Origin of the sequence: Mycolicibacterium stellerae, assembly GCF_003719305.1 — a bacterium.
In the GTDB taxonomy this organism is placed as follows: domain Bacteria; phylum Actinomycetota; class Actinomycetes; order Mycobacteriales; family Mycobacteriaceae; genus Mycobacterium; species Mycobacterium stellerae.
The window spans coordinates 41,950-58,589 of record NZ_RARC01000018.1; the positions used below are offsets into that span (position 1 = coordinate 41,950).

A 16,640-nucleotide genomic window follows, 5' to 3' on the forward strand; every position below is an offset into this window, starting at 1 on the left:
GGGCGAAGGATTGACCGGCGCCCCGCGGCGGGATGATCCTGAAGGTGATCGCCGAGCGGCAGCCCACCACCGCGACGATCCAGGAGGGTAATGAGCTCGGAACTTGCAACAGAGCAGGTGCCGCTGGCCGAAATCCAAGAGGGTGACACGATCCAAGATCCCGTGTCCGGTCAGTGGTTCACCGTCACCCGAACGTCGGACGACACAGAAAGTGTCACTCACACGCACTCAGAGGGCGACACGACGGCCATCGAGGGTTACCGCGTCTACTACGGCGATGAACGACAAGGTGAACAGGTCGATTCCCGGTGCCTCATCGACTCCCGGTCCACCAAGGGTCTCATTACTCGACAGGTGCGGGAGTAATCCCGAACGGGACGCGTCCGCAGGGCGATGGCGTTGCCCACAGACCGGTGTCAGCGATGTCTGCCGGCCAGCGATGTCCGGGTCCCGTCGGTAAGCCAACCGCCGACTCCGCGTATGCGTTGCCCGTTAGCGTCGCGCTGGCATCCTGGGGCTTGTTCACCTGCACATATCACTGTGTTGTTCTTCTCGGACCCATCCAAGCTTGGGCCCAGGACCTGTCATCCATAAAACGAATTCAAAAGGCAGCAAACGTTCATCCGAGCTCGGTTCACCCCGATGCTTACCGGACGGATAGGAAACTCTTCCGTCTCACCAGTGAAATGTGGCTCCGTGGGTCATTACCGAAGCGCCGCGCATTCCGGAGTATTCCTCTCAACAACTCCACGCCGCACCACCCCCGAGAGGAACTCACCATGACCGCATCAACCGCCCCCAAGTCCCGCTTCAAGTACGCCGCAACGATCCTTGGCGCCTTCGCGATTCTCGCCCTGGCACCGGCGACCGCCCACGCTGCGGACGACAACCCGACCACGGGCGGCGGAGGCTGCACCTACACCGACAAGGACGGCTATCCGATTCCGATCGACGACGGTCAGTCCGTCATCGTCGACGGGAAGACCGTCAGCTGCAGCGGCGGAACTATCACCACCACACCGAAGAAGAACGTCGGCAACGTTCGAGTGCCGGTTATCAAGGGCGGCACCCTGTCCGTGTTCGCACAACCCTGACCGCCGCTCGCGGCCAGTCGGCCCGCTACCCATCAGCGGTGGCGGGCCGCACTGTCAGTTGAGTGGCGCAGGACTCATCGATCCGATGAAGTAGGTCTCCTGCCCGGTCGGGTATCCGCCTCCGTCGGTGGCGATGTGAACGTGGTCGTAGTGGTTCGCTGTCTCGTTGCCGTAGTCCGCCGTCCAGCTCGGCGCGCCGATGCCGGGGTAGAAGCCCTGTCGCCAGATCACGTGGATGACGCCCCAGCGCTTGGCGTTGGCGAGCGCGAGGCCGGCTATCTGGTTGCCGAGCTCGATGCCTTCGTCGGTGTTGTGGTTCGGAATCATCACGTCGATCGCCAACCCGTTGGGATGCCACTTCAAGGCGTCCTGGCGGGCTCCGCCGATGGTGGTGATCTCGGGGAACATCACGCCGATCGCACGGGCCACCCAGATGGTGTGGACCTGCAGCCCCTGCTCCGGTGCGATGCCAACGGGCAGCGCGAACGACGTCGCCTGATTGGCGACCGGCGCGCTCGCGGCGATCAAGTCCGGCGCCGCGGGGCTTGCGGGAACAGGCGCGCTGGATGCCACCGCCCCCTGACCGGCAGAGGTAGCCTCCGAGCTCTTGGCGTCCGTGGTTTGGTCGTAGATCATGGCCGCCGAAACCGCGACCGACGCGACGACGACCAACAACCGGCCGCCGCCGTTTGCCAACACGCCCCTGCCCACGGGGGCAGCTTACGTTTTCGTCGGGAGACATTTGTTGGGATCGGTAGTGTGACCGCCCTTGTGAACTTGTGGATGCGACCGCAGACACCGCTTACCACGAGAAACGAAGGTTAGCGGTGCTATGTTGACGTCGCCATCGCAGGTGCACGGATAGGAGAACGAGTGAGCACCAATCCGTTCGATGACGAAAACGGCAGTTTCTTCGTCCTGGTCAACGACGAGGAGCAGTACAGCCTTTGGCCGGTGTTCGCCGATGTGCCTGCCGGGTGGCGGGTTGTCTACGGCGAGGCCGACCGCGCCGACTGCCTGGACTACATCGAACACAATTGGACCGACATCCGGCCGAGAAGCCTGCGCGAGCGTCTGGCGCAGGCGGCGGACTCCTGATTCCCAAGCCGTCAGGGTTGGCGGTCCTATGCGACGTGATGGCCCGCTGCGCATCAATGGCGGCGCAGACGAGCAGGTCGAGGTCGGTGGCTACCGCATCGACCTCGCAGAGGTTCGGGCTGCACTAGCCGAGTTGGCCGGCGTGGACGGGGCCGTTGTGATCGCCCGCGAAGACCGGCAGGGCGTAAGGCGTCTCGTCGGCTACATCACCGGCTCTGCAGACTCGACGGCCACTCGATTGGCGTTGGCCGAACAGCTACCGCCCTACATGGTGCCGACGGCTGTGGAGGTGCTCGACGCGCTTCCGTTGACGTCCGACGGCGAATTGGACACGGCCGCATTGCCTGCTCCCGACTATGACGACTCCGATCGCTACCGTGCGATCGAGCAGGTGCTGACAGAGATCTTCGCCCAGGTGCTCGGTCTCGACCATGTCGACGTTGACGACTCATTCTTCGATCTAGGTGGAGACTCGCTTGGCGCGATGCGGGTTCTCGCCGCGGTCAACGCCGCCTTCGACGCTCATCTGCCGTTGGGTTCCGTTTTCAATGCGCCCACCGTCACCGAGTTGGCAACCCGGCTCGGCGGGGATTCAGGAAGCTCGCGGCCTCTGCTCGCTCGTGAGCGGCCCGCAGTTCTTCCGCTGTCTTTTGCCCAGAGCAGGCTGTGGTTCATCGGCCAATTGCAAGGCCCCTCACCGGTTTACAACCGCGCGGTCGCGTTGCGGCTGCACGGGCCGCTTGATGTCACGGCGCTTGGTTTGGCGATGGCGGATGTCGCGGGCAGGCACGAAAGCCTACGAACAGTGTTTTCCGCAGTCGACGGGATACCCCAACAGCTCGTGCTGCCCGTCGATGAGGCCGACTTCGGCTGGAAGGTCGTCGACTGCACCGGATGGCCTGCCGCCCGGCTCGATGACGCGATCCAGGAAGTGGCTCAGTACAGTTTCGACCTCGCCACCGACATTCCCTTGCAGGCACAGGCTTTCCGCATCACCGACGACGACCACATATTGGTTGTGGTCGTACACCATGTCGCAGGAGACGGCTGGTCTATCGGTGTCCTGGCCTCCGACATCAGCGCCGCTTATGCCGGCAGGTACACGGGGCGCGCCACCGACTGGCCCGAGCTGCCGGTGCAGTATGCGGATTACGCGCTGTGGCAGCGGGAATGCCTTGGCGACCTGAGCGATCCGGACAGCCCGCTCGCCGCCCAGTCACGGTTCTGGGAGCATCAGCTCGCCGGCATGCCCCAGCGCTTGGAGCTGCCAACCGATCGGCCCTATCCGCCTGTCGCCGACCATCGCGGCGCCAGTGTGCCGGTGGACTGGTCGGCCGACGTCCAGCGGCGCGTGCGCGACGTGGCCCGCGAGCACAACGCCACCAGCTTCATGGTGATGCAGGCGGCGCTTGCGGTGCTGTTGTCACGGCTGAGCGCCAGTCCCGATGTGGCGGTGGGCTTTCCGATCGCCGGCCGCGGCGATCCTGCGCTGGATCGTCTCGTCGGATTCTTCGTCAACACCTTGATCCTGCGTGTCGATGTGGGCGGCGATCCGACGTTCGCCGAATTGCTCGAGCAGGTGCGCAAGCGCAGCCTGGCCGCCTACGAGCATCAGGACATACCCTTCGAAGCGCTCGTCGAGCGGCTCAACCCGCCCCGATCATTGACCCATCACCCCCTGATCCAGGTGATGCTGGGCTGGCAGAAGAGTGCTTCGCTCGCTTTGACGGTCGAAGATCTCCAGGTAACCGCGATGCCCCTCGAGACCCGCACCGCATCCATGGATCTGTCGATCTTCATCGGGGAACGCAGCACCGAAGCCGGAGAACCCGCCGGGATAGGCGGGCGGGTGGAGTACCGCACCGATGTCTTCGACGCGGACACCGTCGGAGCCCTCGTCGACCGGTTTCAGCGGGTCTTGTCGGCACTCACGGCCGACCCGACGGCCCCGTTGTCGTCGGTGGATCTGATCGAAGCCGCTGAGCGGGCTCGGCTGGACCTCTGGGGTAACCGCGCGGTGCTCGAACAGCCCGCACCGGTCGCGACGTCGATTCCGGAGGCGTTCGCAGGGCAAGTCGCGCGTGCTCCCGACGCGCCTGCGCTGATATGCGGAGATTCGTCGTGGACCTATCGGGAGGTCGACGAGTCCGCGAACCGGTTGGCACACAACCTGTCCGCCCATGGCGCAGGACCCGGCAAGTGCGTCGCGCTGATGCTCGAGCGTTCGGCGGAGGCCGTCATCGCCATTCTTGCCGTGCTCAAGACCGGGGCTGCCTATCTGGCCTTGGATCAGCGGCTGCCCAGCACCCGCCTGGAGTTCATGGTCGGCGATGCCGAACCGATCGCCGTGATCACCACCCGCGCGCGCTCCCAGTTGGACGGATGCGATCTGCCGGTGATCGCCATCGACGACCCGGGCACCGCGACCTATCCGGCTTCGGGTTTGCCACTGCCTTACCCCGACGACATCGCCTACTTCATCTACACTTCCGGCACCACCGGTGTGCCCAAGGGTGTGGCTATCAACCACCACAACCTGACGCAGCTCATCGCGTCCCTGAACGACGGGCTGCCCCCGGCCGAGGATCAGGTTTGGTCGCAATGCCACTCCTACGCATTCGACTTCTCGGTGTGGGAGATCTGGGGTGCACTGTTGCGGGGCGGTCGGCTGGTTGTCGTACCCGAGGCGGTGGCCGCTTCGCCGACAGACTTCCATGACCTGCTGGTCTCCCGACACGTCAACGTGCTCACTCAAACGCCCTCTGCAATAGGCATGTTGGCGCAGGAGGGGTTGGAGTCGGCGAACCTGTTGGTGGGCGGTGAGGCATGTCCGGCCGCCGTGGTCGATCAATGGGCGCCAGGGCGAGTGATGCTCAACGCCTACGGCCCGACAGAGACGACCATCTATGCGACGTTGAGTTCGCCTCTGGCCGCGGGGTCTGGTGCCGCGCCGATCGGTTCGCCTGCGCCGGGCACGGCGCTGTTCGTGCTCGATGAGTGGCTGCGGCCGGTGCCGCCTGGTGTCGTCGGCGAGCTCTACGTCGCGGGCCGGGGCGTGGGCGCCGGATACTGGCGCCGCACCGGATTGACCGCGTCGCGTTTTGTGGCATGCCCGTTCGGCGGCGTTGGAACGCGGATGTATCGAACGGGGGACCTCGTTCATTGGGGCGCCGACGGCCAGCTGCGATATGTGCAGCGCGCTGACGAACAGGTCAAGATCCGCGGGTATCGCATCGAACTCGGTGACGTCCAAACCGCCCTTGCCGCATCCGACGGGGTTGATCAGGCGGCGGTGGTCGTCCGCGAGGATCCATCCGGTGACAAGCGACTGGTGGGATATGTCACCGGGACGGCAAACCCTGCTGAACTGCGCGCAGTGTTGGCCGACCGGCTGCCGCCGTACATGGTGCCTGCCGCGGTCGTCGTCATGGATGCGCTGCCGTTGACGGTCAGCGGAAAGCTCGACAGCCGCAGCCTGCCCGCACCCGAGTACCGCGACGACAGCGGCGAATATCGTGCGCCGACGAACCTCACCGAGGAGCTCATCGCGGGCATCTACGCGAATGTGCTGGGAGTCAGCCGCGTCGGGGTCGATGACTCGTTCTTCGATTTGGGCGGGGACTCGCTGTCGGCGATGCGGGTCGTCGCCGCGGTCAACAAGACGTTGGACGCGCACATCGCGGTGCGCACCTTGTTCGATACTTCGACTGTCGCGCAGCTGGCGACGAGGATCGACGGGAGTCCTGGCGGGCTCGAGCCGATAAAGGCCGTCGAGCGGCCCGCGACGGTCCCTCTGTCGTTCGCGCAGACCCGGCTGTGGTTCCTCGACCAATTCCAAGGTCCTTCACCGATCTACAACATGGCCGTTGCATTGCGGCTGCGCGGGCAGCTCGATGCCGACGCTCTCGGGGCAGCGCTTGCCGACGTGGTGCGGCGCCACGAGAGCCTTCGCACGGTGTTCTGCGCGGTCGACGGCGTTCCCGCGCAGGAAGTCATTTCGGCCGAGCGGGTCGACTTCGGCTGGCAGATCGTCGACGCGACGGGATGGCAGGAGGATCGGCTGGAGCTGGCGATCGACGCGGCGGCTCGTCACACATTCGATCTCACGAAAGACATCCCGCTGCGCGCGAGGCTTTTCCGCGTTTCCGACGACGAACATCTGCTCGTCGTCGTCGTACACCATATCGCCGCGGACGGCTGGTCGGTGGACCCACTGGTGCGCGATCTCGGGGAGGCGTATGCCAGCCGCTGCAAGGGGCAGCCACCTGGCTGGACCGAAATGCCGCTGCAGTACCTCGATTACACGCTTTGGCAGCGTGCTCAGCTGGGCGACTTAGACGACGTCCACAGTCCCATCGCTGCCCAGCTGGCGTTCTGGGAAGAGGCCCTTGCCGGCATGGCCGAGCGCCTGACACTTCCTACCGACCGGCCCTATCCGCCGATCGCCGACTACCGCGGCGCCAGCGTGACGGTGGACTGGTCGGTGGAGTTACAGGAGCGGGTGCGCGGTGTCGCCCGTCGGCACAACGCGACCAGCTTCATGGTGGTTCAAGCAGCCCTGGCGGTGCTGCTATCCGGCTTGACCGCCAGTTCCGATGTGGCTGTTGGCTTTCCGATTGCCGGACGCGGCGACCCCGCCCTCGACGAGTTGGTTGGGTTCTTCGTCAATACTTTGGTGTTGCGGATCGACCTCGCAGGGGATCCCACGATCGCCGAGCTGCTCGCCCAGGTGCGCGAGCGCAGCCTGGCCGCCTACCAGCATCAAGACGTACCCTTCGAAGCCCTCGTCGAGCGACTCAACCCATCTCGATCGCTGACCCACCACCCGCTGATCCAGGTGCTGTTGGCCTGGCAGAACTTCGGCCACAGCAGTGACCCCACTGCCGGGGTGGCATTGGGCGATCTTCACGTCAGCCGGCTACCGATCGATTCCACCACTGCCCGCATGGATTTGACGTTCTCGCTCGCTGAACGCTGGACCGAGTCCGGCGAACCGGCAGGCATCGGTGGCACGGTCGAGTTTCGCACCGATGTGTTCGACGCGAAGACAATCGAAGTGTTGGTCGGACGGTTACAGCGGGTGTTGGTGGCGATGACGACCGACCAGGGTGTGCGGGTGTCGTCGGTGGACCTGCTTCACGACGACGAGCGTGCGCGGCTGGATCGCTGGGGCAATCGGGCGGTTCTGACTCGGCCCTCCGCTGCCGGGGTGTCGATTCCGGCGGCGTTGGCTCACCAGGTGTCGCTTACCCCAGAGGCGGTGGCGGTGCGGTGTGACGGTGTGTCGATGACATATCGCGAGTTCGACGAGGCGTCGAATCGGCTGGCGCACATGTTGTCTGCCCATGGGGTTGGCGCGGGATCGTCGGTGGCGTTGTTGTTTTCGCGTTCCGCGCAGGCGATTGTGGCGATGGCAGCCGTGCTCAAGACGGGGGCGGCGTATCTGCCGATCGACCCTGCGTTGCCGTCAGCACGGATCGGCTTCATGCTCGTCGATTCCGCACCGGTGGCCGCGATCAGCACCGCGTCGCTGCGGATGCGGCTGGATGGATTCGATGTGCCGGTGATCGACATCGATGATCCGCGCATCGCCTGCCAGCCGGTCTCGGGCCTGCCCGCCCCGGCGGCAGACCACATCGCCTATCTGATCTATACCTCGGGCACCACCGGCGTACCCAAGGGGGTAGCCATCACCCACCGCAACGTCACCCAGCTCTTGGGGGTCACCGACTTCTTCCAGCCCAAACCCGACACGGCGCGCACCACAACACAATTCACCGCGACACAATGGCATTCGCACGCCTTCGACGTCTCCGTCTGGGAGATCTGGGGCACGCTGCTGTCTGGTGGGCGCCTTGTGGTGGTGCCAGAAGCCACCGCGGGCTCACCGGCCGACTTCCACGATCTGCTCGTCGCCGAACGGGTCAGCGTCGTGAGCCAAACCCCTTCTGCGGTGGGGATGTTGTCGGCGCAGGGCCTGCATTCGCCTGCGCTGGTGGTGGCAGGCGAGGCCTGCCCTGATGCGGTGGTGGATCAGTGGGCGCCTGGGCGCGTGATGATCAATGCCTACGGGCCAACCGAGACAACGATTTACGCGGCGATGAGCCGGCCACTGACAGCGGGGGCCGCGGCGCCGATCGGTTCGCCGGTCTCCGGGGTTGCGCTGTTCGTGCTGGACGAGTACATGCGGCCGGTCCCACCCGGCGTGGTCGGCGAGTTGTATGTGGCCGGCCGCGGTGTGGGGATCGGGTACTGGCGTCGCGGCGCGTTGACGGCGTCTCGGTTCGTCGCCTGCCCGTTCGGCGGCCCCGGCGCGCGGATGTACCGCACAGGAGACCTGGTCCAGTGGGCCGCCGATGGCCAACTGCGCTACGTAGGGCGAAGCGATGAGCAGGTCAAGATCCGCGGCTATCGCATCGAACCGGGGGAGGTCCAGGCCGCACTGTCTGCACTGGACGGGGTGAGGCAGGCTGCGGTGATCGCCCGCGAGGACCGTCCCGGCGACAAGCGCCTCATTGGCTACATCACCGGCACGGCAGACCCGACGGCGATCCGCGCCGCGTTGGCCGAACGGCTGCCGCCCTACATGGTGCCCGCCGCCGTCGTCGTGATGAGCGCGTTGCCGTTGACCGTCAACGGGAAGCTCGACATCCGCTCGTTGCCTGCACCTGACTACGAGGTCACCGACCGCTACCGCGCCCCAGGCAGCGTGATCGAGCAGATCCTGGCAGGCATCTATGCCCAGATACTCGGCCTGGAACGGGTCGGCGTCGACGATCCGTTCTTCGAACTCGGCGGCGACAGCATTCTCGCGATGCAGGTGGTTGCGCGCGCCAGGGCGGCGGGCGTGACGTGTCGGCCGCGTGACATCTTCGTCGAGCAGACCGTCGCTCAGGTTGCCCTGGTCGCAGCCTTCGCCGTCGGCGAGGTCGCCACGAGCGATGACGGCGTCGGCGAGGTGGCGGCCATCCCGATCATGTGCTGGTTGCACAGCATCGACGGCCCGATTGATCAGTTCAACCAAACGGTGTTGCTGCAGGCCCCGTTTGGCGTCTGCGAGGCCGATGTCGTGCAGGTGCTGCAGGCATTACTCGATCGTCACGCCATGCTGCGGCTACGCGTCACCGACGACGGCGTCGGCGGCTGGTCGTTGTCCGTGCCCGATGTGGGTTCAGTGGAAGCGCGGAGCTGTGTGCGATCGGTGGGCGTGCTGTCCGACGAAGCCCTCGTGGCGGCCCGGTCGCGGTTGAACCCGGCGTCCGGGATGATGCTCAGCGCGCTGTGGGTGACTAATACCAGCCAGCTGGCGCTGATCATCCACCATCTGGCCGTCGACGGCGTTTCCTGGCGAATCCTGTTGGAGGATCTGAACATCGCTTGGACCCAGCATCGCGGCGGGCAGCCGATCGCATTGCCCGTCGCAGGCACATCGTTTCGCAGCTGGGCGTCGCTGCTCGGTGAACACGCACGCTCCGAGGCTGTCATGGAGCAGGAGGACGCGTGGCGAAAGGTGGCTGCGGTTCCCGCTGCACTGCCCGCCGTGAACCCCGCGATCGACACGTTGGCCACCGCAGGGCGGTTGTCGGCGTTGCTGGACACCGAGATCACGCAGATGCTCCTCGGCGAGGTTCCTGCGGCGTTTCATGCTGGCGTGCAAGACATTCTGTTGATCGCGTTCGGGATGGCGTGGGCCGAGTTCCTTGGCACCGGCGAGGCGCCGATCGGGATCGACGTCGAAGCCCACGGCCGCGACGACGATTTGGCATCAGATGTCGATCTGTCCCAAACCGTGGGGTGGTTCACCGCCAAGCACCCGGTGTCGCTGGCGGTGGGTGAGCTGAAATGGGCGCAGGTGGTGGCGGGTGACGCGGCGTTGGGCGAAGCGGTGAAGGCCGTCAAGGAGCAGCTTCGCGCGCTGCCGGACGGTCTGACCTACGGGCTGCTGCGCTACCTCAACGCCGATGTCGACCTGCCTGCGTCGGACCCGGCGATCGGATTCAACTATCTGGGACGCATGGGCGGCACCGCTGGGGCGGCGGGCGACGCCTGGCAGATCTGCCGCTGGGGCTCGCTGTTCACCGACGCCGCAAGCGCAGGTCTGCCCGTGCAGCTGATGCACACCGTGGAGCTCAACGCCGCCACCATCGACACCGAAACCGGTCCGCAACTACACGCCGACTGGATGTGGGCAACATCGGCACTCGACGACACCGAGGTGGGGCGGCTCGCACGGTTGTGGTTCGACGCACTCGGCGGTATCTGCGCGCACGTCAAGCGCGGCGGCGGTGGGCTGACGCCGTCCGACGTCTGGCCCGCCACGTTGAGCCAGCGCCAGATCGACGAGTTACATCGGCAGTACCGGGTCGCCGATGTGCTGCCGCTGACGCCACTGCAACAGGGGCTGCTCTTCCACACAGGGATGACCGAGGATTCCGGCGATCTGTATGCGGTGCAACTGGCTTTGACCCTCACCGGGCGGCTGGACGTCGCGCGGCTGCAGGACGCGGTGCACACCGTGGTCGCCCGCCATCCCAACCTGTTGGCCCGCTTCAGCACTGCGCTTGACCAACCCGTGCAGGTCATCGAACGGGATCCGGTGGTGCCGTGGCGGTATATCGAGTTCGACGACCGGAATGGCGGCGTCGATGAGTGGATACAGCAAGAGTGCGATGCCGAACGCCGCGCCGTACGCGACATCGCCAACGAGCCGGCCTTGCGCGCCGTCCTCATCCGCACCGCCGATCACCGCCACCTGTTCGTGCTCACCAATCACCACATCGTGGTCGATGGTTGGTCGATGCCTGTCCTGCTGCGGGAGATATTCGCCTGCTATCACGGCCATCGGCTGCCCGCGTGCGGGTCGTATCGCAGGTTCATCACCTGGCTGGCCGAACGCGATCTCGACGCCGCACACGTCGCCTGGCGACAGGTGTTCAAGGGATTCGACGTCCCGACGCTGGTCGGCCCGCCGGATCGGTTGGGCCTCGGCCCGCGTGGTTCCACGTCGTTTACGTTGTCGGCCAAGATCACCCGAGCCGTTGGCGAGCTGGCGCGATCCCGCCACACCACCGCCAGCACCGTGCTGCAGTGCGCGTGGGCGCAGCTGCTGATCTCGCTGACCGGGCACCACGACGTCGCCTTCGGCACGACGGTGTCGGGCAGACCCCCAGACGTGGCGGGCGCCGATTCGATGGTCGGTCTGTTCATCAACACTGTGCCCGTGCGGGCGACTGTCACGTCGTCGACCACCACCGCGGATCTGTTGCAGCAGTTGCAGGATTCGCACAATCACACGCTGGAGCATCACCACGTGGCACTGACAGACATACACCGTGTCGCCGGACATGATCAGCTGTTCGACACCCTGTTGGTCTATGAGAACTTCCCGGTCGACGCCGCCTTGCTGGTCGGTGACGACGAACTCTCAATCACCGATATCACCAGCCGCGAAAGCACTCACTACCCGCTTGTCATGCAAGCTTCGCCCGGTGATGAATTGCGAATCTCCTTGGACTACCGCACCGATCTGTTCGACTCGAGAACCATTGAATCGCTTGGTGATCGGTTGCAGGTCATCCTGACGGCGATGACGGCGGACCCTGCGATGCGGGTGTCGTCGACCGACCTCCTCGATCCCGGTGAGCATGCCCGGCTCGACCGCTGGGGTAACCGGGCCGCGTTGACTCAACCCGAGGACTCTGCCGTGTCGATCCCACTGGCGTTCGCCGAGCAGGTATCGCGCACCCCCTCAGCGGTGGCGGTCACCTTCGACGGCGTGCCGCCATTGACGTATCGCGAGCTCGATGAGGCGTCGGATCGGTTGGCGCACCTGCTGACCCGTCGCGGCATCGGGCCCGGTTCATCTGTGGCGTTGCTGTTTCCGCGGTGCGCAGATGCGATCGTCGCGATGGCGGCGGTGCTGAAGACGGGGGCGGCGTATCTGCCTATCGACCCGGCGTTGCCGGCGGCGCGCATCGAGTTCATGCTTGCCGATGCCACGCCTGCGGCCGCGATCACCACCCATGAGCTGCGGTCGCGGCTGGGTGGCCACGACGTACCGGTGATCGACGTCGGCGATCCGCGCACCGCAACATGTGCGGCTACGGACCTGCCTGCCCCGGCCGCCGGCGACGTCGCCTACATCATCTACACCTCCGGTACCACCGGTGCGCCAAAGGGAGTCGCGGTCACACACGGCAACGTGACTCAGATGGTCACGTCGATGGACGCCTCTCTGCCGCACCCGCTGGTGTGGGCACAGTGTCATTCGTACGGCTTCGACGTCTCGGTATGGGAGGTCTGGGGCACCTTGTTGACTGGCGGGCGATTGGTGATCGTGCCCGAATCGGTCGTGACGTCACCTGCCGAGTTCCGGGACCTCCTGGTCGCCGAACAGGTCACCGTGCTCGAGCAGAATCCTTCGGCGGCGGGCATTTTGCCGACTCGTGGTCTCGATTCGGTGGCCATGGTGGTCGGTGGTGATGCCTGCCCGGCCGGTGTGGTGGATCAGTGGGCGCCAGGGCGGCTGATGATCAACGCCTACGGCCCGACTGAGACGACGGTGAACGTCGCAAGGAGTGCGCCGCTGACGGCGGGCTCGGGGGCGCCGCCGGTCGGGTCCCCGTTGTCGGGGGCCGCGTTGATCGTGCTCGACGGATGGATGCGTCCGGTGCCGCCGGGTGTGGTCGGCGAGCTGTACGTAGCGGGTCACGGGGTGGGCGTGGGGTATTGGCGTCGCACCGGGTTGACGGCATCCCGTTTCGTCGCATGCCCGTTCGGAGAAGCGGGGGCACGCATGTATCGCACCGGCGACCTGGTCCGCTGGGGCGCCGATGGTCAGCTGCGCTATCTGGGGCGGGCCGACGAGCAGGTCAAGATCCGCGGCTATCGCATCGAGCTCGGCGAAGTTGCGACCGCGCTGGCCGGACTCGACGGTGTGGATCAGGCGGCGGTGATCGCCCGCGAGGACCGCCCCGGTGACAAGCGTCTGGTCGGCTATGTCACCGGGACGGCCGATCCAACCGAACTGCGCACCGCGTTGGCAGAGCTGCTGCCGCCGTACATGCTGCCCGCCGCGGTCGTCGTCTTGGACGCGCTGCCTTTGACGGTCAACAGCAAGCTCGACACCCGCGCCCTGCCTGCACCGGACTACCAGGAAACGGATCGGTACCTAGCGCCCGACACGCCGGTCGAGGAGATAGTGACGGGCGTGTACGCCGACGTCCTCGGGTTCGAACGCGTTGGTCTCGACGACTCGTTCTTCGACCTGGGTGGGGACAGCATTCTGGCAATGCGTGCAATCGCCGCGATCAACACCGCGCTTGATGCGCAACTCACGGTGCGCACGCTGTTGAATGCGCCGTCGGCACGAAGTTTGAGCCAGCAGGTGGTTGCTCCCGATTCCCGGCCGTCGGCAGAGGTGCGTGCCTGCGAACTCACGCTGGACAAGTTCATCGATGCCACGACGCTGGCCGACGCCCCGATGCTGGCCGGCCCCAGCGGCGAGGTCCAGACGGTGCTGCTCACCGGTGCGACCGGGTTCGTCGGGCGTTATCTCGTCCTGGAACTGCTCGAGCAGATGCAGCGGGTCGGCGGCACACTGATCTGCTTGGTGCGGGCGCGATCCGACGAGGATGCGCGGCGACGTTTGGAGGCGATCTTCGACAGCGGTGATCCGGACCTGTTGCGGCACTTCCAGGAACTGGCCGCCACCCACCTGAACGTCATCGCAGGCGATAAGGGCGAACCGAACATAGGCCTGCACCAGCAGACCTGGCAGCGGCTGGCCGACACCGTCGATCTGATCGTCGACTGCGCGGCGGTGGTGAACGCCGTCGTGCCCTACAGCGAACTGTTCGTGCCCAACGTCGCCGGCACCGCGGAGTTGATCCGGATCGCACTGACCACGAAACGCAAGTCGTACGCCTTCGTGTCGACTGCCACCGTCGGGGCACAGATCGAGCCGTCAGCGTTCACCGAAGATGCCGACATCCGGGTCATCAGCCCCACCCGCACGATCGACGACGGCCTTGCCATCGGCTACGGCAACAGCAAGTGGGCTGGCGAGGTCCTGCTGCGCGAAGCCAACGACCTGTGCGGGCTGCCGGTCGCGGTGTTTCGCTGCGACATGATCATGGCCGACTCCACGTATGCAGGTCAGCTGAACCTGTCGGACACGGTCACCAGGATGGCGCTGAGTATTGTCGCCACCGGCCTCGCGCCCCGCTCGTTCTATGAGCTCGACGCAGGCGGTGACAGGCAACGCGCGCACTTCGACGGCCTGCCAGTCGAATTCGTCGCAGAGGCGATCGCCACACTTGGCTCCAAATTGGTCGAAGGGTTCCAGACCTACCACGTCATGAACCCGCACGACGACGGCTACGGGCTCGACGAGTACGTCGACTGGCTCGTCGAAGCCGGCTACCCGATCCAGCGGGTCGACGACTTCGCGGAGTGGTTGCAGCGTCTTGAGGCCGGGCTGCACGCATTACCCGATCGACAGCGCCAGCATTCGGTGCTGCCGCTGTTGATGCTGTTGCGAAATTCTCCCCACCTGCAACCGCGTAAGCCGAAGTGCGGATCCTACGCGCCTGCCGACCGATTCCGCGCCGCCGTTCGGGATGCGGAAATCGGTCGCGCCAACGACATCCCGCACATCTCACCGGCAATCATCACGAAGTACGTCACCGATCTGCAGCTGCTGGGACTGCTTTAACGCGCTTGAGGACACCCGCGATGCTCAGCCTTATCCGCGCCCACTGGGTGTCGATGGCGGTGAGCACGGTTCTGCTCGGCGGTGCCACCGTGCTCATCCTGCTTCAGCCACTGCTGGCAGGCAGGCTCGTCGACCGTGCGGCGGCGGGCTCACCGGACATCGCCCTCGCCGCCCTGCTGGTGGCCATGCTCGTCGGACAGCTGCTGCTCGAGGCGCTTGGACACTTTCAGCTGGACCGGACCGGCGAGAAGATCGTGTTGCGGATGCGCACCGACTTCACCAATCACGTTGTGCGCCTGCCCATCGGACTGTTGGACCGTGGCCGCACCGGAGATTTGCTGGCCCGAGGAACCAGCGACGCCGGCTTGTTGCGCGATATGCCACGGGCGGTCGGCGACATCGCCTTCGGGACGCTGACCCTGCTCGGAGCGGGCGTCGTGATGTTGACAATCGATGCGGCCACCGTGGGTGTCGTGGTGGTCGTGATGATCGTGGCGTTCGCCGCGGGCAACCCGTTTCTGTCACGGATCCAGCACGCCTCGCTGAATCGTCAAGTGGCGCTTGGCGACTACACGGCCGGTCTTGATCGGGCACTGAGTGCCGCGCGCACCATCAAGCTGTTCGGCGCCGAAAGTCGCGAAGCGAAGTCCATCGGGATCGACGCACACGCCGCCTATGAGTCCGGCGTACGTATCGCGTCGTCCACCGCCATCAACGTCCTCCTCATCCGGTTGGGTGTCACAGGTTCGTTTCTGGCGATCATGATCATCGACGGACGCCGGGTGGCGGCAGGCGGGCTGTCCGTTGGCCAATTCGTCAGTCTGCTGGCGTTCGCGGTTTACGCGATCTTTCCCATTACCGCCGCGTTCACGGCGCTGGCCGCACTGCGAACCGCCGCCGGTGGGTATGAGCACCTGACCACCACGCTGCGCGACCTGCCGGAAATCGATCCGCCCTCCCGCTCGACCGGGGGCGCCGTCGATTCGCCGCGGGGCCAGCGCACCGGGCCGCTGGTCGAGTTCGACCGTGTGGTGTTCTCCTACGGCGCGGTCCGGGTGCTCTCAGACGTCTCCTTCACACTCGGACACGACCAGATCACCGCACTGATCGGGCCGTCCGGCGCGGGAAAGTCGACCATCCTGTCGCTACTGTGCCGCTTCCACGATCCCGACGGCGGGACGGTCCGATGGGAGGGTGAGGACTTCCGCAGCATTCCCCTTGCCGAACTGCGTGGCAAGCTCGGGCTTCTGGAACAGGACGCACCCGTCTTGCACGGCACCATCCGCGACAATCTGCTCATCGCCGACCCGAACGCCGACGACGACGATCTGTGGCGGGTCCTCAAGCAGGCCAACGTGGCCGACGAAATCGCCGGTCTCCCTGGCCTGTTGGACACCCCCGTTCTGGAGCGCGGCCGCAGCCTTTCCGGTGGGCAGCGCCAGCGTCTTGCCCTTGCCCGTGCATTCCTATCGCGGTCGCAGCTCATTCTGATGGACGAGCCGACCGCGCATCTCGACCGCGCGAACGAATACGACGTGATGACCAACCTGCTGCTGGCGCGCGGCACGCGCAGTGTGCTTGTGGTGGCACACCGGCTTTCGACGGTCACCAATGCCGACCAGATCCTGGTGCTTGACGACGGCCGGATACAGGCGACGGGCAAGCATGCCGAGCTTTTGCGGATGCCCGTCTACCGCGAACTCATCGAACACGAACTCGAGGAGCAGTAGAGG

Annotated in this window: 6 protein-coding genes and 1 pseudogene; 6 read left to right on the top strand and 1 reads right to left on the bottom strand. The window is 65.7% G+C overall.

Annotation, left to right across the window (positions count from 1 at the left end; translation table 11 throughout):
• Positions 1-90 precede the first annotated feature (90 nt).
• Together D6M19_RS20905 and D6M19_RS20910 are read left to right on the top strand one after the other, a co-directional pair.
• Complete coding sequence (locus D6M19_RS20905; RefSeq protein WP_123027179.1) at positions 91-366, top strand: hypothetical protein; 276 nt, start codon at positions 91-93, stop codon at positions 364-366.
• 413 nt (positions 367-779) lie between these two features.
• The gene (locus tag D6M19_RS20910) at positions 780-1,094 is read left to right on the top strand and encodes a hypothetical protein (protein ID WP_123027180.1); all 315 of its coding nucleotides are present in this window, start codon (positions 780-782) and stop codon (positions 1,092-1,094) included.
• A gap of 54 nt (positions 1,095-1,148) precedes the next feature.
• Here D6M19_RS20910 and D6M19_RS20915 read toward each other — a convergent pair whose 3' ends face one another.
• Entirely contained in the window at positions 1,149-1,805 is a 657-nt protein-coding gene (locus D6M19_RS20915) for a VldE C-terminal domain-containing protein (RefSeq protein ID WP_123027181.1), read from the bottom strand.
• A gap of 162 nt (positions 1,806-1,967) precedes the next feature.
• Here D6M19_RS20915 and D6M19_RS20920 point away from each other — a divergent pair, with 162 nt between their 5' ends.
• The 4 genes and pseudogenes from D6M19_RS20920 (at position 1,968) to D6M19_RS20930 (ending at position 16,637) form a co-directional block, all read left to right on the top strand.
• Positions 1,968-2,192, top strand: coding sequence for an MbtH family protein (locus tag D6M19_RS20920; RefSeq protein WP_123027182.1), 225 nt, complete (start codon positions 1,968-1,970; stop codon positions 2,190-2,192).
• 28 nt (positions 2,193-2,220) lie between these two features.
• A pseudogene (locus tag D6M19_RS34865) lies at positions 2,221-5,913 on the top strand (amino acid adenylation domain-containing protein); the annotation flags it as partial.
• A 72-nt stretch (positions 5,914-5,985) separates the two neighbouring features.
• Positions 5,986-14,907, top strand: a complete 8,922-nt coding sequence (locus D6M19_RS20925) for a non-ribosomal peptide synthetase (protein WP_407665385.1) — start codon at positions 5,986-5,988, stop codon at positions 14,905-14,907.
• Positions 14,908-14,927: 20 nt separating this feature from the next.
• Complete coding sequence (locus tag D6M19_RS20930; RefSeq protein ID WP_123027184.1) at positions 14,928-16,637, top strand: ABC transporter ATP-binding protein; 1,710 nt, start codon at positions 14,928-14,930, stop codon at positions 16,635-16,637.
• Positions 16,638-16,640 lie beyond the last annotated feature (3 nt).

What these genes read in the sequence shown, in the direction of transcription:
- D6M19_RS20905 (WP_123027179.1), top strand. Translation starts at nt 91, where the DNA reads ATGAGCTCGGAACTTGCAACAGAGCAGGTGCCGCTGGCCGAAATCCAA.
- D6M19_RS20910 (WP_123027180.1), top strand. Translation starts at nt 780, where the DNA reads ATGACCGCATCAACCGCCCCCAAGTCCCGCTTCAAGTACGCCGCAACG.
- D6M19_RS20930 (WP_123027184.1), top strand. Translation starts at nt 14,928, where the DNA reads ATGCTCAGCCTTATCCGCGCCCACTGGGTGTCGATGGCGGTGAGCACG.